Annotated in this window: 16 protein-coding genes; 7 read left to right on the plus strand and 9 right to left on the minus strand. The window is 68.8% G+C overall.

The window, feature by feature from the left end:
• Positions 1-108: 108 nt before the first annotated feature.
• Positions 109-2,457 (plus strand): YfhO family protein, encoded by a 2,349-nt coding sequence (locus tag VEW47_00300; GenBank protein ID HYS03608.1) that lies wholly within the window; start codon positions 109-111, stop codon positions 2,455-2,457.
• Between the two features lie 46 nt (positions 2,458-2,503).
• Here VEW47_00300 and VEW47_00305 read toward each other — a convergent pair whose 3' ends face one another.
• The 3 genes from VEW47_00305 to VEW47_00315 form a co-directional block, all read right to left on the minus strand.
• Positions 2,504-2,749, minus strand: a complete 246-nt coding sequence (locus VEW47_00305; protein HYS03609.1) for a hypothetical protein — start codon at positions 2,747-2,749, stop codon at positions 2,504-2,506.
• A 191-nt stretch (positions 2,750-2,940) separates the two neighbouring features.
• Positions 2,941-3,594: a response regulator transcription factor gene (locus tag VEW47_00310; GenBank protein ID HYS03610.1), complete on the minus strand. Its 654-nt coding sequence runs from the start codon at positions 3,592-3,594 to the stop codon at positions 2,941-2,943.
• Between the two features lie 26 nt (positions 3,595-3,620).
• Entirely contained in the window at positions 3,621-7,298 is a 3,678-nt protein-coding gene (locus VEW47_00315; GenBank protein ID HYS03611.1) for a chemotaxis protein CheB, read from the minus strand.
• 196 nt (positions 7,299-7,494) lie between these two features.
• On the opposite strand from VEW47_00315, the gene VEW47_00320 reads away from it, so the two are divergent.
• Positions 7,495-8,160 carry a response regulator transcription factor gene (locus VEW47_00320; GenBank protein ID HYS03612.1) on the plus strand — a complete coding sequence of 222 codons (666 nt, stop codon included), beginning with the start codon at positions 7,495-7,497 and terminating at the stop codon, positions 8,158-8,160.
• Positions 8,161-8,232: 72 nt separating this feature from the next.
• Here the strand turns inward: VEW47_00320 and VEW47_00325 are convergent, their stop codons facing one another.
• Complete coding sequence (locus VEW47_00325; protein HYS03613.1) at positions 8,233-8,607, minus strand: hypothetical protein; 375 nt, start codon at positions 8,605-8,607, stop codon at positions 8,233-8,235.
• A gap of 194 nt (positions 8,608-8,801) precedes the next feature.
• On the opposite strand from VEW47_00325, the gene VEW47_00330 reads away from it, so the two are divergent.
• Genes VEW47_00330 through VEW47_00350 form a run of 5 tightly spaced genes read left to right on the plus strand, consistent with a single transcriptional unit; the run spans position 8,802 to position 16,276 of the window.
• A complete protein-coding gene (locus VEW47_00330; GenBank protein HYS03614.1) occupies positions 8,802-10,094 on the plus strand; it encodes a TolC family protein in 1,293 nt (430 codons plus the stop codon).
• Positions 10,091-11,170: an efflux RND transporter periplasmic adaptor subunit gene (locus VEW47_00335; GenBank protein HYS03615.1), complete on the plus strand. Its 1,080-nt coding sequence runs from the start codon at positions 10,091-10,093 to the stop codon at positions 11,168-11,170. Before VEW47_00330 ends, VEW47_00335 begins: the two co-directional genes overlap by 4 nt.
• Positions 11,167-14,220 carry an efflux RND transporter permease subunit gene (locus VEW47_00340; protein ID HYS03616.1) on the plus strand — a complete coding sequence of 1,018 codons (3,054 nt, stop codon included), beginning with the start codon at positions 11,167-11,169 and terminating at the stop codon, positions 14,218-14,220. Before VEW47_00335 ends, VEW47_00340 begins: the two co-directional genes overlap by 4 nt.
• Positions 14,217-14,927, plus strand: a complete 711-nt coding sequence (locus tag VEW47_00345; GenBank protein ID HYS03617.1) for a response regulator transcription factor — start codon at positions 14,217-14,219, stop codon at positions 14,925-14,927. The genes VEW47_00340 and VEW47_00345 overlap by 4 nt, the downstream gene beginning before the upstream one ends.
• Positions 14,924-16,276 carry a HAMP domain-containing sensor histidine kinase gene (locus VEW47_00350; protein ID HYS03618.1) on the plus strand — a complete coding sequence of 451 codons (1,353 nt, stop codon included), beginning with the start codon at positions 14,924-14,926 and terminating at the stop codon, positions 16,274-16,276. The genes VEW47_00345 and VEW47_00350 overlap by 4 nt, the downstream gene beginning before the upstream one ends.
• 3 nt (positions 16,277-16,279) lie before the next feature.
• On the opposite strand, the gene VEW47_00355 is transcribed toward VEW47_00350, so the two are convergent.
• The 5 genes from VEW47_00355 to VEW47_00375 form a co-directional block, all read right to left on the minus strand.
• Positions 16,280-17,338 carry a PQQ-binding-like beta-propeller repeat protein gene (locus VEW47_00355; GenBank protein HYS03619.1) on the minus strand — a complete coding sequence of 353 codons (1,059 nt, stop codon included), beginning with the start codon at positions 17,336-17,338 and terminating at the stop codon, positions 16,280-16,282.
• Positions 17,339-17,368: 30 nt separating this feature from the next.
• Positions 17,369-17,914 carry a peroxiredoxin gene (locus VEW47_00360; GenBank protein ID HYS03620.1) on the minus strand — a complete coding sequence of 182 codons (546 nt, stop codon included), beginning with the start codon at positions 17,912-17,914 and terminating at the stop codon, positions 17,369-17,371.
• 34 nt (positions 17,915-17,948) lie between these two features.
• Positions 17,949-18,590 (minus strand): NAD(P)-binding domain-containing protein, encoded by a 642-nt coding sequence (locus VEW47_00365; protein HYS03621.1) that lies wholly within the window; start codon positions 18,588-18,590, stop codon positions 17,949-17,951.
• Positions 18,591-18,674: 84 nt separating this feature from the next.
• Positions 18,675-18,965, minus strand: a complete 291-nt coding sequence (locus VEW47_00370) for a DUF3467 domain-containing protein (protein HYS03622.1) — start codon at positions 18,963-18,965, stop codon at positions 18,675-18,677.
• 83 nt (positions 18,966-19,048) lie between these two features.
• A complete protein-coding gene (locus tag VEW47_00375; protein ID HYS03623.1) occupies positions 19,049-21,388 on the minus strand; it encodes a choice-of-anchor Q domain-containing protein in 2,340 nt (779 codons plus the stop codon).
• Positions 21,389-21,507: the final 119 nt, after the last annotated feature.

Here is a 21,507-nt window from a genome sequence, read left to right on the forward strand (position 1 = left end):
CCGATGATCCTGAACGAACGCATGACGTCACCCCGACCCGCTGACCATTCCGCACTGGATCGGCAGGATTCTCCGCGGCCCGCATCAGCGTGGACCGCTCCGCTTGCGGTGGCGGCGCTCGTCCTCCTCACGGCGCTGGTCTTTTACCAGGCGCTGGCCGGGGGAGTGTTCGTCGACTCCGACTTCAGCCAGGTGTTCGAGCCGCAGCGGTCGGCCCTGCGTCAAGGAATCGAGGCCCGGGGCACGCCGCCCGGCGGGTCGCTCTTGTGGACTTCGCGGTTCGGAAACGGATCACCGGTCCTCGCCAATCCGCTGCACGCGGCTCTTTATCCGCCCAATATCCTGTTCCGCCTCGCGACTCGTTGGTCGGTCGCGCGCCTGCTGACGCTTCTGGCGCTCGCCCACATACTCTGGGGAGCGATCGGCGCCTGGTTCCTGGCCCGCCTCTGGAGAATTGAACCGGCGGGCGCCTGGGTGACGGCGGTCGCTTTCGGTTTCTGCGGGCTCAGTGTGTCGGCCATCGCCTCGCTGGCCATCGCGTGGACAACCGCCTGGCTTCCGTGGCTGGTGCTGGCGGGCGAGCGGCTGCGCCTCGCGCCGCGCGGGAGAGTCGTGGCGGCGCTGTTCCTGGCCTTCGTGCTCGCGATGATGATTCTGGCGGGGGAGCCGTTCGTCATCCTGGCGGGCGTGGGACTTCTGGCGATTCTTCAATGCGAGGGCTGGGGGGAGGAGCGGGGCTCACGGCGTCGCGGGTTGGGTGCGCTCCTCGGCGGGGTCGCCGGGGGCGTCGTCCTGGCCTCGCCGGCTCTGGCCGCCACGCTCCGCTATTTACCCGCCTCGGTGCGCGCCGCCGGTTTCCAGGACGAGGGGATCCTGCAGTGGTCCTTGCATCCCCTGGAAATCCTCGGGTTCCTCGTGCCTGGAGCCTTCGGCGATCCCACTCTGCGCGGGCTTCCCGGCTTCTGGGGCAAGGCCCTGGTTCCGGGCAGAGACCACGAGCTGTTCGCCGGACTCTATCTCGGCGGCCTGGTGATCGCCCTGGCCGCCGCGGGAGCGATCGGGTCCAGGCGGCGGGAGCGTCTGCTTCAACTCTGGATGGGGATCCTCCTCCTCCTGGCGCTGGGACGATACGGGCCGTTCTACCACATCCTCGTGCGTCTGCCCGGCGGCGATGCCCTGCGTCATCCCGTGAAGTGGCTGGCGCCCGCCATGCTGGGCGTGGCGCTCATGGCGGGGCGGGGGGTGGGGGTGTTCACGGCCGCGCCCGCGTCCGGTGAGCGGCGCCTCTCGACGGCTGTCGTGTCGATCACGCTCGCCGTCCTGGCGATCGCCGCGCTCGTGGCCTCGGCGGCAACGGCAGGCCTCGACCGTGTCTTCGCGGGCCTGGCGCTGCTCCCGCCGCAGTATGCGCATGAGATCGACCCGCTGACCCGGCTGGTCCGCACCGCCCTGGTGCAGGGCTCGACCCGCTCGGCCTTGCCGCTGCTTGGACTCTTCGCGGCCCTCGCGCTTCGCGCTCGGGCGAAATGGGGCGGGCGACCCCGGGCGGCCGCCGTCCTGGGCTGGGTGGCGGCCGTCCTCGTGACCGCCGACCTGGCGCAGGCGAACCCGCGCCTGGCTCCGGTCGCCCCGGAGAGCTTCTATCGCGTGGTCCCTGCCGCGGCGCGCGCGGTGCTGGACGATCCGGAGGGGCACAATCGTCTGTACATCGAAGAGCCCTGGAGTGTCGACGACGTATTCGTCGATCCGCCGCTCACCGCGATCGATTTTTTCCAGTGGCAGCGACAGACTCTTCAGGTGTATGCGGCCGCGAGCTACAGCATCGATCTGGCGTTCAACATCGACATCGAGGTCTTCACCACCCTCCATTACGCCCGGCTCGGTTACCTGCTCGACAAAGCGCCGCTGCGGGAGAAGCTGATGCTCCTCGGCGCCGCCGGCGCCACGCACCTGGCCACGCACAGACCGTTGAGCGACGCGCGCCTGCGTGCGGTCGCGGTCCAGCCGGGACGCATGGAACGCCCCCTGCGCGTGTTCCGGAACCTCCTGGCCGTTCCCCGGGCCCGCGTCGTGCCGGCCGCCACCGTATACCGCGACAACGCCGGCTTCATCGAGGCGGTCCGGCGCGGTCCCGATGACCTGTTCTTCCGCACGACGCTGATCGAGCAGGCCGACGCAATCCCGGCGGCGTCTCCGGGACCAGCCGCCGGCGAAGCCGGGCCCGGCTCCCCTGCCGGGGCGCGCACGGCCATCATCCACAGAGACACGGGGAGCGAGCTGGCGATCCATGTGACCGGCGCGGGCGGATACCTGGTGCTGAACGACGCCCTGGTTCCCGGATGGTCCGCGACGGTGGACGGCCGGGCGGCGCCGATCATAAGGGCCGATTACGCCTTCCGCGCGGTCCCCGTTCCCGCCGGCGACCACGATGTGATGATGAGATATTTCCCGTGGTAGCAGCGTTGACGGGTGCCGGGCCGAAGAGGACGGCGAGCGGACCTCTTCACAGGTAGAGCACGAACAGTCTCCGGAACCCTTGCCTCTGGAACGCTGCCGGGGCGTCCTTCCACAGATCGGCATTCCCGTACATCGGATGGTCGCAGAGACAGTGCGCGCAGTGCGGACACATCTTCGACAGGTGGGAAGAACCGAGGTGGTTGCACCAGGCAGCTGCGAACAGATCGAACACGCCGTGGCAGTAGATGCACCCTACGCGGTGATCCTGCAATGCGGGATCATAATGGTTCATTGCGTGCGCCCTGTCCGTCAAAGGCGGCACCCCCGATGCGCATCCTGTTTACCTCTCTGGCGCTACCCGGCAAATCCGGATTGATCCGCAGTTTCTGGGGAAATCCCATGTAGGAGGGAGAGCCGGAGGGAGCGGGCTGCGCTGCGGCGGCGGGACGGATCAGGGAGCGGCGGGCCCTCGGACGCGGAGGATCAGGGCTCCGCCAGGTGGTTGCGGATCGCGTAGCGGACGAGCCCGCTGAGGCTGTCGAGGCGGAGCTTGCGCATGATATTGGCGCGATGCGTCTCCGCCGTCTTCTTGCTGATGTTGAGGCGGCCCGCGACCTCCTTGTTGGTCTTGCCGTCCGCAAGGAGCAGCACGACCTCGCGCTCGCGATCGGTCAGCTCGCGGACCGCCGCGGGTCGCCCGTCCTTCGGCGCCGACTGCAGGAACGAGTCCAGAACCAATTCCGCGATCCGGGAGGTGAGAAACGGCTTGTGCCGGGCGACGGACTCGACGGCGTTCACCAGGTCGCGCCCCGCGTCCGATTTCAGGATGTAGCCCCGCGCTCCTGCAGACAGGACCTCTCGCGCGAGGTCCTCGGAGGTATGCATGGTCAGGACGAGCACCTCGGTCTTCGGCGCCACATTCCGGATCTGGCGGGTCGCGTCGAGGCCGTTCAATCCGGGCATCGTAACGTCGAGGACGACCACATCGGGCTGGAGCTCCTTCGCCTTAAGGACCGCCTCCCGGCCGTCCCCCGTCTCGCCGCACACCCGCCAGTCGGGATGGCTCTCGATCAAAGCCTTCACACCGCGTCGGACGACCTCGTGGTCGTCCACGACAAGGATGCGAAGAGATCCCACCTCACGCTCCTTCCTGACGGACGGGGTCACGAGGCGTCCGCCGTCAGCGGAATACGCACCTTGACGGTGGTGCCCCCTGGCCCGGACGCGATGTCGAGCACCCCCCCGACCTGTCTCACACGCTCCTGCATTCCGATGATGCCCACGCCGGCCGGCATCGAATCGACGGAATGCCCCTGATCCTGGATACCGCGGCCCTCATCACGCACCGACACCTCGACGCCGAAGGGAACGCGCTCGATCCGGACCCACGCGCTCGAGCTCCCCGAGTGCCTCTGGATGTTGGTCAGGCTCTCCTGGACGATGCGGAACAGCGTCGTTCTGATCTCGATCGGCAGCATCCCCGGCTCGATCGAGCTCTCGAGTTTCACCTGGATGCCGGTGCGCCGGGCGAAAGTGTCCGCGAACCACTTCACGGCCGAGAGCAGGCCGATTTCGTCCAGGAGCGGCGGGTGAAGGAGGGCGGCGAGATCATGAAGCTCGCGCGCGCACCCTTCCGCCAGGGACCGGCTCTCCGCGAGCGCCGCGCGCGCCTGCGGCGGCAGGTCCTCGGAGTATTTCTCCGCCAGCGCCAGGTTCATCGCCAGGGCCGACAGGCTCTGGGCGGTGCTGTCGTGCAGCTCCCGGGCGATCCGCCGCTGCTCCTCGTCGCGCAGCTGCAGGAGTCGTCCGGACAGCTCCTTCACGATCAGCTCGGTCCGCTTGCGCCGGCTGATGTCCCGTACGGCGAGAAGCATCGTGTTCGTCAGGTCGCCGCCCCGTTCGACTCCGCGGGCGGAGATCACCACCGTCTTTCGCCCGAGACCGGGGAACTCGGCCGTCATTTCGAGATCTTCGAACCCGGTGTTGGCGACGGTCACGCCCCGGAGCTTCTCGAGGACGTGGGGTATGTTCCATTGGCCCCGCCCCAGCTCGTGGAGGTGACGGCCCTCGGTCTCGCCGGCCGGGACCTGGAACATCTCGTAGAACGTCCGGTTGGCCATTTTCACCCGGAGGTCCCGGTCGAGGACCAGGAGCCCCTCACGGACCGTCTCGACGATCGCCTGGGCGAGATTCTCGGACTCCTGAATCCTTTGCAGGCTGCGTTCCAGGTCGTCGATGTCCACGAACGCCAGAACGGCGCCGTGGATCCTGTTGTCGGTTGTCTTGTAGGGACGGATGCGCAACGAGTACCAGCGTCCCTCGCGGTCCTGCACGGCGCGCTCGCGGACGCTGACCGAATCCATGACTTCGACGATCAAACCTTCAAGGTCGGGTACGGCGACGTTTGGCTTGATGTCGGTGATCCGCCGCCCCACGTCGCCGGGGATCAGGTTCAACATCTTCTCGGCCATGGGGGTGAAGCGGCGGATCCGGAGGTCGGGCCCCAGTATCACCATGGCGATGTTGACGCTGTTGAGCACGTTGGTCAGGTCGTTGTTGGTCTGGCCCAGCTCCGTGTTTCTGTTCTGCAGCTCCTCGTTGAGCGTGCTGAGCTCTTCGTTCGCCGATTGGATCTCTTCCTTCGAGGTCTGCAGCTCCTCGTTCGTGCTCTGCAGCTCCTCGTTGGCGGAGAGGATTTCCTCATTGGCGGATTTCAGTTCCTCGTTGGTGGCCTCCTGCTCTTCGATGATCGCCTGGAGGTAGTCACGGGCGGCCGCCAGTTCCCTCCTGAGACGTGCCGCCCCGCGATCCTGGGCTGACCTCGTCTCCCGGGGCGCCTTCTTGACGATCCCCGCCGGCCTCGACCCCGGCGCCTCTTCGAAGGTCACCAGGAAGAAGCGTTGCGCCGACGGCTGGAGCTTGAGCGGGATCACCTCGATGCCGATCGTTCTGGACTTCCCGTCTCTCCGGAGGGCGATCCCCTCGATGCGAGTCGGCTCGTCCCGCTTCCTGGCCTTCTGAACCGCGGCGCGGAGGTGGAGCGCCAGACCCTCGCGGGCCATGCGCAGGAGATTGAGGCTCGCCTGGCCGGGCGCCGGATCCAGATAGCCACCCGTCTGGCCTCGAAACTGCAGGATGTCCAGGTTCTCGTTGATCAGGACGCTCGCCGGGGCATACCGGGCCATCACCACCCGATCGGCCTCCCGGAACAGGTCCGGGCCCCGGCCGGCGCGCGCGACGGCCTCGCCGGTGTCCGCCTTGACGAGGGCGTATTCGTTGGAGACGAAGCTCAAGTTCAGGCGCGAGGGGGTCGCCCTCCTGGCGTAGATCCGGTGCCTGTGATCCACGGGGGTGAACAGCTCGGCGAAGCTGCCGATGGACTCCGAGCTCCCGAGCCAGAGAAACCCGGTCGGCTTCAGGGCATAGTGAAAGATCGGCATCACCTGCTTCTGCAGCTCCGTCTGGAGGTAGATGAGCACGTTGCGGCAGCTGATGAGGTCGAGCCTGGAGAAGGGCGGGTCCCGGGTCAGATCCTGTCTCGCGAAGATGCACAGGTCACGGATCGACTTGCTGACCTGATAGCCGCGATCCACCTTCGTGAAGAAGCGACGCAGGCGATCGGGCGGCACGTCCGTGAGAATGTTCTCCCGATAGATCCCGGAGCGGGCCGCCTCGATCGCCGATTCGCTCACGTCGGTGGCGAAGATTTGGACCGCGACACCGGGCATCCTGTCGCCAAGGAAATCCGTCAGGCCGATGGCGATGGAGTACGCCTCCTCTCCGGTCGAGCATCCCGGCACCCAGGCGCGTATAGACTCTTCCTCCGTCCGGGACCTGAGGATGTTGGGGAAGACTATGGTCTTGAGGGCCTCGAACGCCTCCGGATCCCTGAAGAAGCCGGTCACGTCGATGAGGAGATCCTCGTAGAGCTCCTGGACCTCCTGGGGTTTGTCTTTCATGAACGACAGATAGTCCTCCAGCCGCTCCATCCGGTGCAGGACCATCCGCCTCTTGATACGGCGCTGGATGGTGTTCTTCTTGTAGAGCGCGAAATTGACGCCGGACGCGCGGCGCAGGGCGAGGAAGATGCGGTCGAGGACGCCCTTGTTCTCCTCGAGCAAATCCTCCCCCACCGGCGCTGTGGCACGCACGTACGGATGGCGCACGATACGCGAAAGCTCCAGGGCGATGCGCTCGGGGGGCATAATGAAATCGACGGCTCCCGCGGCGACCGCGCTGTGCGGCATGCCGCCGTGCCGTGCCGAGTCCTCGCTCTGGGCGAACGTGATCCCTCCCTCGGCCTTGATTTCCCTCATCCCGGCCGCGCCGTCCGAGGCCGTCCCGGAGAGGATGATCCCGATCGCCCTGCTCTTCTGGTCCCGGGCCAGTGAGCGCAGGAAGCCATCGACGGGCATGTGCTGGCCGCGGACCTCGCTGCGGGGCTTGAGGCGCAGAATGCCTGCCGATATCGTCATGTCCACGTTGGGAGGGATCACGTAGACGTGGTTCGGCTGGACGATGCTGCCCTCGGTGACCTGGACCACCGGCATCGTGGTTGTCTTGGCGAGCAACGCGCCGAGAAGGCTCTCGTGCGTCGGGTCCAGGTGCTGGACGAACACGAAGGCCATGCCGGTGTCGGTCGGGAGGTGCCTGAGGAGCTCGGTGACCGCCTCGAGCCCACCCGCCGACGCCCCGATGCCGACGATCGGAAATGGCTCTCGCGCCGGATCGGGCGTCGCGTCGGCCGCCTGGGCCCTCAGGGGCGACGACGGCCTCGGGTTCCGGCGCGACGTCCGGCGTTTTCGATGTTCGCCGCTCCTGCCGGGCTCCGTCTCGTTCATGGGTCGCCTGTTTATAGGAGTGACGCTATACCGATGCGCCCGTCGTCGTCAAGACGAGGGGCGAAGGTTTGAGGGCGATGGTGGCAACGAGGATGGCGCTCCGGTGGACGATGTAGGGCTTTTGCTCCGCCCGTCTCAGGTGATGATCCGATGGCTGCGCAGCAGGTATTCGTATATTTTCCTCTGATGGGCCTCGATGGCCGCCACCTGCGCCCGAAAGGGGTGCACGATGCCGATCCAGGTTCTTCTCGCTGACGACCATCAAATGGTGCGTCAGGGTTTGAGGGCGATGCTGGAGAACGAGGGGTTCAGGATCGTGGGCGAGGCCGGCGACGGGCTCGAGGCGGTCCGCGTAGCCGGGCGGGTCCATCCCGACGTCGCGATCCTCGACCTGGTGATGCCGGGCCTCAACGGGCTGGACGCTGCGCGTGAGATCCGCCGGGCATCTCCCCGGACCAGGGTGATCCTCCTCACCATGCACACGGAAGACGCGTTTGTCCTGGAGGCTTTGCGGAACGGGATCAGCGGCTACGTCCTGAAGATCCAGGCGGCCCTCGATCTCATCCAGGCGATCCGAGAGGTCGCGCGCGGGGCGGTCTATCTGAGCCCCGGCGTGTCGCGGGTCGTCGTCGAGGCCTACCTCACCAATGCGGACTTACCTCCCGATCCCCTGAGCCCGCGCGAGCGCCAAGTCCTGCAGCTCGTCGCCGAAGGGAAGACCACGAAGGACATCGCCGTCCTTCTGGGGGTGAGCCCGAAGACCGCCGAGTCGCACCGGACGCAGATCATGTCGAAGCTCGACATCCACCATGCCGCCGGACTCGTCCGCTACGCCATCCGCCGCGGCCTGATCGACGTATAAGAGAGCGACAGGTGCTCCCAGGTCGTGCACGGCGGCGGCGCCGATCCGAGCCGACCCGCTCAGGCGTCTGCGTCAGCCCTGTCTCCGAGATTTGCCCCATGCGGCGACCTGCACGATGCCTCCGCGCTCGCTTCGGGTATCCCCACGCGGCTGGATCGCCGTCTCTCGGCCGGGGAGATGCGCGATCACGGTGAGTTCGCGCCGCTCGCGACAGCCGCACGACAGATTCTCCCGTGAGTTGACGCAGCCATTCTCCTGGCCGCACGCGTCGCACACCACAAACTCGTGCGGTTTCAGGGTGAGCGTCCATTCACCGGGGTCGAAGTCCAGACGCAGGTAGCAGCGTCGCCGCAGTGAATCGTCCATGGACTCGAGCAGCAACTCGTACCGGCGGGGGGAATCGGCCTCGATTAAGACGCTTCCCCACGGCAGGGAGATACGCTTCATGCCCTTCCTCCAACCAAGTGGGTTCTGTTCGTTGTCGGTGACGCGGCGGATCCTAAGAGGCGCGAAGCGGGATGGCCATCCGGGGAAGCATGTAGGGATGGAAGAAAACGACCCTACGCGTGCCGGCCCGCCCTGCTCTTTCCGTTAAGGCCCCGTTCAGGCTCGACGATTAGATTCCATCCTGCTGTCGGGCGATGTGCGGCCCGCGCATCCCCGCGCAGCACACCACCTGTAAGGAGTCCATCCTGATCACGAGGCGACCGGCACGGTGCGGGACAATCCTCCTGGCGGCGGCGATCCAGATGGTGCTCGAAATGCCCGGGACTTTGACCGTTGCCGACGACCAGGCCGCACGCTCCGTCACGCTCCAGGAGGCGGTCGCCAGCGCCGACGGGGCACCGGAGATCATCGCGGCGCGCGCCGGCGAGGCGGCCGCCGAGGCGGCGGTCCGCGTGGCGCGCACGATTCCCGATCTCGAGCTCTCGATGACCACCAACTCGATCACCGCCCGGGAATCCGCCTCGGTCCTGGTCCCCCTGCCGTGGCCCGGGAGGGGGCCGAGGATCGAAGCTGCGACGGCGCGCCTGCGCACCGCCGGGCGGAGTCGCGACGAGGCGCTGTCGACCGCACGTCGGGAGCTGCGGGCGGCCTGGTTCAGCCTCGCCGCGGCCCGGCAGCGCGCCGCGGCGGCGGCGGATAGAGAAACCCGCGCACACCGCAATGCCGATGCCGTCGCGGCTCTCTATAGCGAAGGGCGCGTCGCGCGCCTCGAGCAGGTCCGCGCGGACGCCGAGGCGGCGCTCGCGGTCTCCGACCGCACGTCCGCCGATGAGGGGCTCCGGACCGCGGGCTCGACTCTGGCCACGCTGATGGGCCTCCCGCCCGGTTCCACGGCGACGACATCGGGACCCCTTCCCGAGCCGGAGCCGGAGACATCGCTCGAGGAGGCCGTGGCGCGCGCGCGCGAGGGCGCTCCCGAGGTCCGGGTCCAGGCGGCCGCGGCGGAGGCCGCTGCCGCTCAATGGAAGCTGGCGCGCCGTCTGCGTGCGCCGAGTCTCGGCCTCAACGTCGGGGCCGACTGGAGCGACCCGACGCAGGAGGGGACCAACACCTTCGCGGGGGTGAGCCTCGCCATCCCGATCGCAGGCTCCGCATCCGCGGCCGTCGCCGCCGGCGAGCGCGACCAACAGGCCGCGCTCCTGGAGCAGGCGCGGCGCCTTGCCGCAGTCGCCGCCGAGACCGCCTGGGGGGCGACGCGCGCGGCGCGGCTGCGGTTCGAAGCGATCGATCACGACGTCCTGCCCGCGGCGCGCCAGGCCGCCGATCTGACACGGCTCGCCTATCGCGAGGGGAAGGTGGACGTCTTCCGTCTGCTGGATGCCGAGCGCCTCCTCTCCGACACCGAGGCGGCCCGGGCGGACGCCTACGAGGCTTGGGGCACGGCCCACGCCGATCTCCTGCGTGCGACCGCACGGGACGGCCCGTGAGACCGACCCCGGCCGCCGCGGCGCTGGTCCCCCTGCTCGGTCTGATCGCCTGCGCGCGGGAGACGGAGCCTCCCGCCGACCGCGCCGCATTCGTCAGGACGGCGCGCGCCGAGACCGGCACGATCACCGATTGGATCCGGCTGTACGGGCGCATCGTCCCGCCCCCGGACCGGGACGCGACGCTCGCCCCCCTGGTCGCCGGCGCCCTGCTGGTCGTCCCGGTGCGCGAGGGGCAGAGCGTCAAGGCCGGCACTGTCGTGGCGCGTGTCGAGCCCGCTTCCCTGGACGACGTCGTGCGCGCCGCCGAAGCGGCGCAGCGCCGGGCGGAGGCGGAGGCCGCGTACCGGAAGAGCGCCGCGGCGCGCACGCTGTCGCTCGTGGACAAGGGGGTCGCCTCCCGTCAGGACGCCGAGGCCGACCAGTCGGCCGCGGTGTCCGCCGACGCCGCGCTCGCCGAGGCGTCCTCCCTCCTGGCGACCGCCCGCCGGCGGCGCGGGTGGGCGGACCTGCTCGCCCCGTTCGACGGGGTGGTCGTGCACGTCTTCCGCAGGCCCGGAGACTCCGTCGACGGAACGCCGTCGACGCCGGTCGTCCAGGTCGCGTCCGCCCTGGGCGCGCAGGTCGCCGCGGAAGCGACGGGGGATTCGCTGTCCAGGATCCAGGCGGACGAGCCCGCGGAGGTCGTGGCCACGGGCTCGCCGGACAGAGCGATCCCGGCCCATGTGCTCCGCGTCGCCCGTGCCGTGGAGGCCACGACCGGCTCGGGGGAGATCCGGCTTGCCTTCGACGGCGCCGCTCCCTCCCTTCCACTCGGCCTGGGCGTCGAGGTGCGTATCGCGGTCGGCCGCCACGAGCGCGCCACGACCGTGCCGGCGCGCGCGCTCCGACGCGGGGAAGGACAGGCCGCCGAGGTGGTCGTCGCGCTGAACGGAAAGGCGGTGGTGCGCAAGGTGACGACCGGCTTCTCCGACAAGGACCGGGTCGAGATCCTCTCCGGTCTGTCCCCCGACGAGACGGTCGTCGTGGACGATCCGGTCGGGCTCGCCGACGGCATGGACCTGAAGGAACGTCCGTGAGCGGCGGCGATCTCTACTCGGGACTCGATCGATACCGGACGCTCACCCTGACGCTGACGATCGGGCTGATGTTCGCGGGAGGCCTGTCGCTCTGGGGCCTCGGCTCGGGCATCTATCCCGAGGTCGAATTCCCCCGCATCGTCGTGGTGGCCCGCTCGGGGGACATGCCCCCCGAGCAGATGCAGGCGTCCGTGGTGCGGCCGCTCGAGCAGTCCCTCGCGACGGTGATAGGCGTGCGGCGGATCCGCACGCGGATCATCCGGGGCGCCGCCGAGATCGCCCTGCAGTTCGCGGAGGGGACGGACATGTGGCGTTCCCTCCAGCTCGCCGACGCCGCCATCAGCGAGGCGCGCAGCCAGATCCCGCCCGACACCGAAATCGAGTCCCAGAAGATCACTCCGGCCGACTTCCCGATCCTCTCGTTCAATCTGATCGGCGGCACCGCCACCAGCCGCCGGGAGGCGGCCGATTTCATCGTGCGCCCGGCCTTCTCGCGCGCCCCCGGCGTGGGCAGGGTCGAGGTCGTCGGCGGCGATCCGCGCGAAGTCGAGGTGGTCGTGGACCCCGCCCGCCTCGCGACCCTCCGCTTGCGACCGTCCCTCCTGGCGCAGCGGGTGGGGAACGCCATCGTGCGGCGGGCCGTGGGGCGATTCGACCAGGACCGGCAGCTGGTGACGATCGTGGCCGAGACCCGGGTGTCGGACCCCGCCGACCTGAGCCGCATTCCGGTGGCCGCCGGTCCCAACGGATCCGTCGCCCTTGGAGAAGTGGCGCAGGTCTTCGACGGCGCCCCGGACCGGACGCTCGCGGTCCACGCCCCCGAGGGGGACGCCGTCCAGATCAGCGTCTCCCGCGTGGTCGGAGCGTCGGCCCCGGACGTCGTGCGCGAGGTCCAGGAGATCGCCGCGGCGCTCCGCCTGCCCGAGGCGATCCGCCTGGTGCAGGTCTACAACCAGGGGGAGCTGATTCGCGAATCGATCCTCGGCATCCGCGACGCCATCGTGATCGGCATTCTCCTCACCATCGGCGTCCTGGCCTTCTTTCTGCGGAATGTCCGAGCGGGAATCCTGGCGGCGCTCTCCGTCCCCGTGACGCTTCTCGTGACCTTCCTCGCCATCCGGCTCACCGGGCAGACGCTGAACCTCATGTCCCTGGGCGGGATGGCGGTCGCGATCGGCCTGGTGATCGACGACGCCATCGTGGTCGTGGAGGCGATCACGCGCCGGATCGACGAGGGGGAGGCCCCTGAACTCGCCGTCCGCGGCGGCCTGCGGGAGATGACCGCCCCCGTGGTCGGGACGACCGTGACGACGGTCGTCGTCTTCGTTCCCCTGGCCTTCCTGTCGGGCATCGTCGGGAGCTTCTTCGCGGCGCTGGCTCTGACGCTCGTCTCGGCCGTGCTGATCTCGCTCTTCTTCGCCGTGTTCGTGCTGCCCCTCATCGCCGGCCATTTCCTGCGCCCGCGCCCGGCGGCGCGCGCGGTGTCCGGCAGGGGGCTCGGCGCCCGGTACGCCAGGACCCTGCGCCGGGCCCTCCACCGTCCCGCGGCGATGGCCGCCGGCGCCTGCGCCCTGGTCCTCCTGGGCGCTTTCATCGCCACACGGATCCCGTCGGGCTTCCTGCCGGAGATGGACGAGGGGGCCTTCGTCCTGGACTACTTCCTGCCCGCCGGAACCTCCCTCGAGGCCACCGACGCCGCGGCCCTGCGCATCGAGTCGATCCTCGGCCAGACGCCCGGCATATCAAACTGGAGCCGCAGGACGGGAGCCGAGCTCGGTCCCGTGACCGCCACGCAGCTCAACCGCGGCGACATCGCGGTCCTTCTCAAACCGCGCGGGATGCGTTCTCCCGCCGAGGACGTGATGGACGAGGTGCGCGGACGCGTCGAGCACGAGCTGCCCGGCGTGCGCGTCGAGTTCGTGCAGATCCTCGAGGACGTCCTGAACGATCTCGCGGGGAACCCGCGCCCTCTCGAGGTCCGGATCGTGGGTCAGGATCAGTCCGTCCTGTCGCGATTCGCCGACGAGGTCGAGCGACGCCTCCAGGACACGCCGCACCTCGTGGACTACTACCGCGGCGTCGAGGGGGAGGTGCCGGTCCTGCGCTATGCCCTGCAGGGGGATGCCGCGCAGCGCGCCGGGTTGAGTCCCGCGGAGGTCGGCGAGGACCTGGCCACCGCCCTGCGCGGGTCCGAGGTCGGGTCGGTGCCGCGTCTGGATCGGCTCGTCCCGGTGCGCGTCCGGTTCCCCGACGCCGTGCGCTTCCGCGCCGAGGCCCTGGCCACGTGGCCCCTGGCGCTCGGACCGTCCGCGGCGCCGATCTCCTCCCTCGCCCGCGTGGTCGAGGACAAGGGGGCGAGCGTCCTGCTGCGGGAGAACCTGAGCCCCGCCGCCGTGGCGACGGGGGACGTGGAAGGGGGGGACCTGGGAGGGCTCGTGAAGGAGGTCCGAAGACGGCTTCACGACATGGTCCTCCCTCCCGGCTACCGGATCGAGGTCGGTGGCCGGGCGGAGAGCCAGGCCCGCGCGTTCCAGCAGCTGGTGGTCGTCCTGGTCCTCGGCATCCTCGCCGTCTTCGCCGTCCTCGTGGCGCAGTTCCGCGCCGGTCGCGCGGCGCTCCTGGTGCTGCTGGCGGTCCCCCCGGCCCTCGCGGGAGGGCTTCTGTTCCTGGCGGTCGCGGGGGTCCCGCTTAACGTATCCTCTTTGATGGGTCTCGTGCTCCTGGTCGGCCTGGTCGTCAAAAACGGGGTCCTCTTGATCGACATCGCGCTTGAGCGTCTCAGGGATGGTCTGCCGCTGCCGGTGGCGCTCTCGGGGGCGGGACGACGCAGGCTGCGGCCCATCCTGATGACGACGCTCTGCACCATCTTCGGGCTCCTGCCGCTGGCGCTGTCGCTCGGGGCGGGTTCCGAGCTGCAGCGGCCGCTGGCGGTCGCCGTCATCGGCGGACTCCTGTTCTCGACCATCGCCACCCTGTACATGCTGCCTGCCCTGGCCGGGTTCTTCCTGCGACACATCGGGGAGCAGGCGCCGGGCTCCGGCGCTCCATGAGCCCCGGAGGCGGGCGGCGCATCCTGCTCGTCGAAGACGACGCCGAGACACGCGAGGCCGTGGGGCGGGTCCTCGCCGACGATGGCCACCACGTGACGAGCGTCGATCGCGGCGAGGCCGGGACCCGTGCCCTCGCGGGCGGCGAAATCGCCGCCGTGGTCCTCGACGTCGGGCTGCCGGACGGGAGCGGATTCGATCTGTGCCGCGCCTGGCGCGCCGCCGGCGTGCGCGTCCCTGTCCTGATGCTGACGGCGCGCACGGACGTCTCGTCTCGCGTCAAGGGACTCGACGCGGGGGCGGACGATTATCTCGGGAAGCCGTTCGCCCTGTCGGAGCTGCGCGCGCGTCTGCGGGCGCTCCTGCGCCGTGGGGCCGACCCGGAGCGGCGGCAGGTGCTGCGGCTGGGCCCGGTGACTCTCGACTTCGGCCGCCGCCAGGCCTTCGTCGGGAAGACCGAGGTCCCGCTGACGCGGCGCGAGATCGACGTGCTCGAGAGGCTCGCCTGGGCCCGCGGTCACGCCGTGTCGCGCGCCGATCTCCTGGAGGAGATCTGGGGAGAGTCCACGCCGGAGACGGCGGCGAGCCTGGAGGTGATCGTCGCCCGCGTGCGCCGGAAGCTCGAGCGGGGGGACAAGGAGTCCCTCATCCGCACGGTTCGCGGCTTCGGCTACGCCTTGGCCGGCGGTCCCGGGGGAAAGACGACATGAGCGCCCGCTCGCTGACCACGCGCGTGCTGCGGGGGACCGTATTCGTGGCGCTGGCCACCGCCCTGGCCGGGGCCGCCACGGCGACTCTGATCGCCCGGGGTCTCTGGGAGGCGCACGAGCGCGGCGCGCTGCGCGATCTGGCGGCCGGACTGGCGGGGGCGGTCGAGCGCGAGTCGGCCGAGGAAGGGGGCACGCTGGACGCGGCGGTCGCGGAGGCGCTCCGGGAGAGCGTGACCGCGGGGCAGCGCGCGGAAGTCTGGCGCGGGTCGGTCCTGGTCGCATCGAGCCCTCCGGGATCTCCGCTCGGTCCTCCCGCAGGATCCGGCGCGACGGCGCGCGAGGCGTGGCTCGTCGAGACCCGCTCGCTCTCGGGCGGTCTGATCCTTCTCGTGGCCGCGCCGCGCGAGCGGCTCGCTGAGGGGCTCCGCATCTTCGGCTGGTCGCTGCTTCTCTCCGCCCCGGTCTGCGTGGTGCTCGCGCTGCTCACCGGCCGCGTCGTCGGGCGGCGCGCCGCGCGTCCGCTCCTCGAGTTCCGGGATCGCATCGCCGCGGCGCGGCCGTTCGATCCCCTGCCGCAGGGCCCGCCGCCGGATGTCCTGGAGGTGGCCCAGCTGGAGGCCTCGTTCCGCGGTCTGTGGGAGCGGCTGCGCCGGGCAATGGCGCGCGAGGTGGAGTTCGCGGCGAACGCCGCGCACGAGCTGCGCACGCCCTTGACCCGGATCCGGCTGCACGCCGAGCGAGCCTGCGCCGAAGCCGGCGCCGCGTCCGCGGAGCTGCGCGATCTGACCGAGGAGATCGACCGGGTGGTGCGGCTCGTCGACTCGCTCCTGGTCCTGGCGCGGGATGCCGCCTCCGGGATCCCGGCCGGCGAGGCGGTGAACGTTTCGGATGTGGCCGCGGTCGCGGCGCGGCGCGTGTTCGCGGGGACGGCGCCGCCTCTGATCGAGGCCCCGGACGAATCCCTCGTGCGGGGGGACGAGGCGCTGCTCGGGATCGCCGTGGAGAACCTGCTCGACAACGCGCGCAAGTTCTCTCAGCCCGGCCGGGCCCCGCGAGTCGTGGTCAATGGAGACGGCGCTTCGGTCCGGCTGACGGTCACCAGCCCGGGGACCCGGATCCCGCGCGGCGAGGCGGAACATCTGTTCGAGCGTTTCTACCGCGGCCCCGAGGCCCGGGTCGCGTTCGCCGGGCACGGGCTCGGGCTTCCCCTCGCCCGTCACATCGCCCGTTTGCACGGCGGCGACGTCCGCTGCGTGTCGGGGCCCGACGAGGAAGCGTGCTTCGAGCTGACGTTGCCGGGCTGGCATCCGCTGGAGAGCGAGCGGCCGTCGAGCGAAGAGCGGTCCTGATCCCTAGCCGGCCGGACGGACCACGAGGATCTTCCCCTCCGGCCCGTCCGCGACGTACGCGACCCCTTCGTCGGTGACGACGGCGTTGCGCGCTCCCTTGGCGGTCGGGCTCGAGGAGATCCGCAGCAGCGTGCCTTCTTCGTCCAGACGGGCGACGGTGAGCGTCGCCGCGCCGGCCGCCGCGGCGTACACCGTCCTTTGCGCCGGCAGGAAGTCGAGATTGTCGACGCCCGCCCCCGTCTCCACTCTCGAGAGGATGCGACCATCCGCCGAGGCGGCCAGGGCCTCGACATGGTCGGTGCAGGCCACCATGAGGAAGCGGCCGTCCTCGGAAAGGGCGAGGCCCCTCGGTCCTTCCTCGCCGCAGGCCGGCATCCAGGTCGCAGTCACCTTGCGCGTCTGGGTCGAGATCCGCAGGGTTCGATCCTTGTCCTCGAGGTTCGTGTAGAAGAACCCGTGAGCGTCGTCCACGGCATAGCCTTCCGGATCGCCGTCCAGCGTGATGCGGCCGGCGGTCTTCGGCGCGCCGGGGGTCTTCACATCGAGGATGACGATCGATTGATCCCGGGGGGTCGTGACCCAGACCTCCTTCGTGGCGGCGACGAACGCCACACCGTCGGGCATCGAGGCGAGAGTCGCGCAGCCGCGGCGCTCCAGCGTCACCGCGTCTACCGCGCACACGCTCGAATCGGCGCGGTCCCCCACGTACACGACACCATCCCCCACCGTCGCCGAGCTGGGTCCAACCTTGCGCTTCTTCCCGTTGCGCTCCACATCCGCGACCGGGAATTTCTCGACCCGGCTGATCGCCTGCGTGCGCGTGTCGATCACGTCGGCGCTGCCGGTCCCGCCCGCGGGGACCCAGACGCGGTGCCGGGCCCGATCCACGACCAGGTAGTCGAGGGCGACGCCATCCGCCGGAGCGCCGGGGAGGAGGAGAGACGTCACCGCTGCCGACGTCGCGACCGGCGGCGCGGGAGCGGGCGGCGGGGGCGCAGCGAGGGCGGCGGTCACGACGAACAGGGTGACGAGCGGAAAACGTCCTCCTCTCAGCACATGCATGACAGACCTCCCGTCTGGATCAGGGTCACATCAGTGCTTCTGCAGGCCGGCGAGCGCCGCGAGCACCTCGTCGCTGTGCGCGGCGGGGTCCACCTGGGTGTACACCTTGGCGATCTTCCCCTCCGGATCGATGATGAACGTGTTCCGCGCCGCCAGCTTCGAGCCCTTGTACTCCATCGCCGAGCCGTACGCCGCCGTGACCTTCGCGTCCGGGTCCGAGAGCAGCGTGAAGTTGAGACCCTCCTTGGCGCAGAACCCCTTGTGCGAATCGGCGCTGTCGACGCTGACGCCGAGGATCACGGCTCCGGTCTGTTCGTACTTCGCCAGGTCGCGCTGAAAGTTGTGCGCCTCGAGCGTGCAGCCGCTCGTGAAGTCCTTGGGGTAGAAGTAGAGCACGACCCACTTTCCACGGTAGTCCTTCAGGCTCGTCTGCTTTCCTTCATTCGTGGTGAGAGTGAAGTCGGGAGCGGGCGTCCCGGCCGCCGGGAGCCCGGCGGCGGGGCCTGCCGGTGCGGCCGCCGCGAGCGCGACGGCGCCGGCGACGAGAGCGACGGACGAAAGCAATCTTCTGATCATCGTGACCTCGACTCCTTCGTGAAAGGCGGCGCGGTCATTTGCGCAGCAGCTTGAAAGCGTGCGTCCAGTCGTTCCGCAGGAAACCGGGGACGCACCAGAGGATGCACAGCGGCTCGATGGCGCGGGCGGCCTCGGCCTTCCCCATGTCGGCCGTCTCCCAGCCGAACTGCTCCAGAATGCCGGTGACGGTCTTCTTCGCCCCCGCGTCGTTGCCGCAGATGAACATGGTCGGGGGGCCGCCCTTGAACTCGGGATTGACCATGCAGGCGCTGCCCACCGAGTTGAACGCCTTGACGAGCTTCGCGCCTGCGAACTCGCGCTGCAGCCTCTCCATGAGCGATTCGTCGAGACTGGTGAAGAGCTTCAGGACGCCGTTCGTCGGAGGCGCATCGGCGATCGGGTTCGTCACGTCGACGACCGTCTTGCCCGACAGATTCGAAGCACCCGCCGCGCGCAGCGCCTCGGCGCTCGCCGTCCCCTTCACCGCCAGGACGACCATCTCGCCGGTCTTCGCCGCCTCGGCGAACGAACCGACCCGGCCCTTCGGATTCTTTCCCGTCCACTCCTTCAGCTTCGCCGGCTCGCGCGTCCCCATCACGACTTCGTGGCCATGCTTCAGGAATCCGCTCGCCAGAGTCTTCGCAACGTCGCCCGAACCGAGCACTCCGACTCTCATGGCCTCCTCCATCGTGGGATAGGAGGACTATACGCCACCCGGGCGGGCGCGGCGACCCGCTCATCCCCTCTGTCCCGCCTCACCTCAATGAAAGACCTGGTCCTTGGGCTCGATCAACCTCACATCGCCAAAGTTCGCCTCATAACGTTTGAGATTGTCCTCGAGCGCACCGATGATTCTCTTGAGGTGTCCCGGGGTCACGACGACCCGGGCCACGAGGTGCGTCCCCGCGGGAGAGTTCAGGAGCCAGTCGATGATGAATTCCTCCGGCGTGTGGGACACCAGCATGTTGTTGCTGTACCGCCCACGGGACATCTCGTCGCCCGTGACGACTTGAATCATTCCCTGCGGTGGTGCTTTCGGTTCGTTCGCCATGGTCAGGACTCCCTGTGTGTTGTGTTACAGGACCGACATGATACCGTGAGGGGCTGGCGGTCGAGGACCTTTGACCGCTCGGCTCAATTCACCGGCCGCCGACGACCCCCTCCGGGAGAGCCCCCGGCTCCGGCGACCTTCAGCGTCACGGTGACCGAACGGCTCAGCGGGACAAGGCTGAGAAGGTCCGTCGCGGTGATCTGGAACTGCGCGGTCGTGTTCCCCGACTCGATCGGAGCCGTCATGCCGGCGGAAAGCAGTGCCGTATCACCGCTCCCCAGGCCGTTGATCCGGCTCGTCGACAACCGGACCGGCCAGGGGCCCGACGCCGACACCTGGTAGTTTTGACTGTCCGGGCTCATGTTGATCAGCCCCAGCGTGATGGCGCCCGTCGCACCGGGTGTCAGAGAAATCGTGGATGCCTGCGCCGCCAGCTCCATGTCGTCGCTGCCGCCATTGAGCGCCTCGGCGATGTCCTTGGCATTGCCTAAATCACCGCGACTGGCTTTCGGATCGCAGACCGTGAGCTCGATCCGGCTGAGGGCCTCATTGACGGTGCTGGCGCTGGTCAGGCGGGGGAGATCGAGAGGCCGTCCTCGCGTCAGACGACCCGTCTCGAGATTGAGCCAGACATCGAGGAGCGTCAGCGCGGCTCTCGCCCTGATATCGTTCCGGGGCAGCCGCGGCTGGAGGGCATCGCAACTGATCGAAGCGCATTCCGGGAAGACGCTCGAACTCTTCCCTACCTCCGCGAACAAAGCTTGAAGGTCCGACGGACCGATCTGGTGAAAACCGTCATCGCTGCACTGGTGCGCCCAGAAACCGGCGCCCCGGGGCTGGGAGAGCTCGAAGGCGCCGACATCGCAGCCTGGTCCCTGCGGCCTGGGTACCCCTCGCTGATCGGTCGTGATGGGAAGGCCCTGCTCGTCCGTGCAGGCAGCCGCGGGAACGTGGTCGACGGCACGACCGCCAGGCAGCAGGGCCACGGTGTAGGTGGGCCCGAGGTTGTCGGCCAGCAGCGGAATCGGAGTGCCATAGTAGGGCTGGCTCTCCAGGAACTGCGTCCAATCGATTCCAACCACATCACCACTCAGGCCATCGCTCATTCCCTGGCAGTTTTGGTTTTCGCCCAGGATGCTGCCGCCGAGCGAGGTGATGCTCCCCTCACAATCATCGGGCAATAGCGCTGCATCCGTGAAGTTCCCGGCGATGATGCTGTTTTTGAGAAGGAGCATCCCGGCCGATGGGAAACGGACCCCGCCCCTGACGTTGCCCGCAATCGTGCTGCTCGCCGCGATCGTCGTCGCCCCAGGGGCGGCATATGCGCCGCCGAGTCCACCCGCCCCCATGAAGCCTTCGTTCCGGCCAATTGTGCTGTCGACGATCCTCAGCGTTCCGGCACCGTTTGCCGCGCCTCCGTTGCCTTCCCCCTGGTTACCAGAGACCGTCGATCTGATCAGTGTCAGGGAACCTCGATTTGTGATCCCACCGCCAAAGCCGTATTGCTGCCCACCCGCTCCGGTCCAGTTGGCCATCACCGTGCTCTGCAGAACCGTCGCCGTGCCTTCATTGTTCAGGCCGCCGCCCCGCCAGTACCCGTTCCCACCGACTATCGTGCGTGTCAGCGTCAAGGTACCCAGATTGTGAATGGCCTGTGAGGCGCCGGAGGAATTGCCGGTAACCTGCCCGTCCTCGACAGCCATCGTCCCGGAAGTGTCGTTGAACAGGGCGATCCCTTGCAGGCCGTGGGCCCTGTCACCGTGGCCGGAATTACCGGAAATCGTCGTCCCGACCATCGTGACCTGCCCGTTGCTGTAGATACCCCCGCCGTATGCGTCCTCGCCATCAGCCTGGTTTTGCTCGATGGCGCTGTTGTTCAGCACGAGAGTGCCGCTGTTGAAGATCCCGCCACCCTTGACGGAGTCGTTACGGAATCTGTAGGAGCAAAAATTATTCTCATCACAGGTCTTGCCACTGACCTTGTTGGACCGCACGGTCGAGTCGTTCAGCGTGAGCGTGCCGTTGTTGTAGATTCCGCCCCCCTCCTCAATAATCGGCTTGCCATATGGCCAGGGGACGATCGTCGGTTGCAACAAGCCGTTTCTGACCGTCAGCATCGAGATCGTCACGACCGCCGGCGAGGCGACATTGAATACACGGCCTGTGAGGTTGCCATCGACGATCGTCTGATCCCGGCCCAGGCCCGTGATCGTGAGGTCCTTGTCGATCATCAATTCGCCCGCGGTCAAGACGATCGGCAGCCCGGCCAGAGCGGCGTCAAATTGAATCTCGTCCCCCCGCGAGGCGACCGTGATGGCATCCCGGAAGGATCCCGGCCCGCTGTCGTTGGGGTTGGTCACACGAATGGTCGCGGCCTGCAGCCCCGGAGCCAGAACCGCCAGCGCCCCCAGGAGCGCGCCCAACAGCTCAGCGAATGGCCTCGTCCTCATTGCTGGTACCGTGAGAGATTTGCATCATTATTGATCCAAGCCGCAATCTCTCGCAAGGGGATGGATGATGTGCGCCGGCAGGAGGACTGAGG

The sequence above is a fragment of the Candidatus Dormiibacterota bacterium genome (genome assembly GCA_035635555.1).
Classification (GTDB): Bacteria; Acidobacteriota; Polarisedimenticolia; order Gp22-AA2; family Gp22-AA2; genus Gp22-AA3.

Coding starts and splice junctions, on each gene's coding strand:
- VEW47_00305 (HYS03609.1), bottom strand. CDS start 2,749: ATGAACCATTATGATCCCGCATTGCAGGATCACCGCGTAGGGTGCATC.
- VEW47_00315 (HYS03611.1), bottom strand. CDS start 7,298: ATGAACGAGACGGAGCCCGGCAGGAGCGGCGAACATCGAAAACGCCGG.
- VEW47_00320 (HYS03612.1), top strand. CDS start 7,495: ATGGCCGCCACCTGCGCCCGAAAGGGGTGCACGATGCCGATCCAGGTT.
- VEW47_00325 (HYS03613.1), bottom strand. CDS start 8,607: ATGAAGCGTATCTCCCTGCCGTGGGGAAGCGTCTTAATCGAGGCCGAT.
- VEW47_00330 (HYS03614.1), top strand. CDS start 8,802: ATGTGCGGCCCGCGCATCCCCGCGCAGCACACCACCTGTAAGGAGTCC.
- VEW47_00345 (HYS03617.1), top strand. CDS start 14,217: ATGAGCCCCGGAGGCGGGCGGCGCATCCTGCTCGTCGAAGACGACGCC.
- VEW47_00350 (HYS03618.1), top strand. CDS start 14,924: ATGAGCGCCCGCTCGCTGACCACGCGCGTGCTGCGGGGGACCGTATTC.
- VEW47_00355 (HYS03619.1), bottom strand. CDS start 17,338: ATGCATGTGCTGAGAGGAGGACGTTTTCCGCTCGTCACCCTGTTCGTC.
- VEW47_00360 (HYS03620.1), bottom strand. CDS start 17,914: ATGATCAGAAGATTGCTTTCGTCCGTCGCTCTCGTCGCCGGCGCCGTC.
- VEW47_00365 (HYS03621.1), bottom strand. CDS start 18,590: ATGAGAGTCGGAGTGCTCGGTTCGGGCGACGTTGCGAAGACTCTGGCG.
- VEW47_00370 (HYS03622.1), bottom strand. CDS start 18,965: ATGGCGAACGAACCGAAAGCACCACCGCAGGGAATGATTCAAGTCGTC.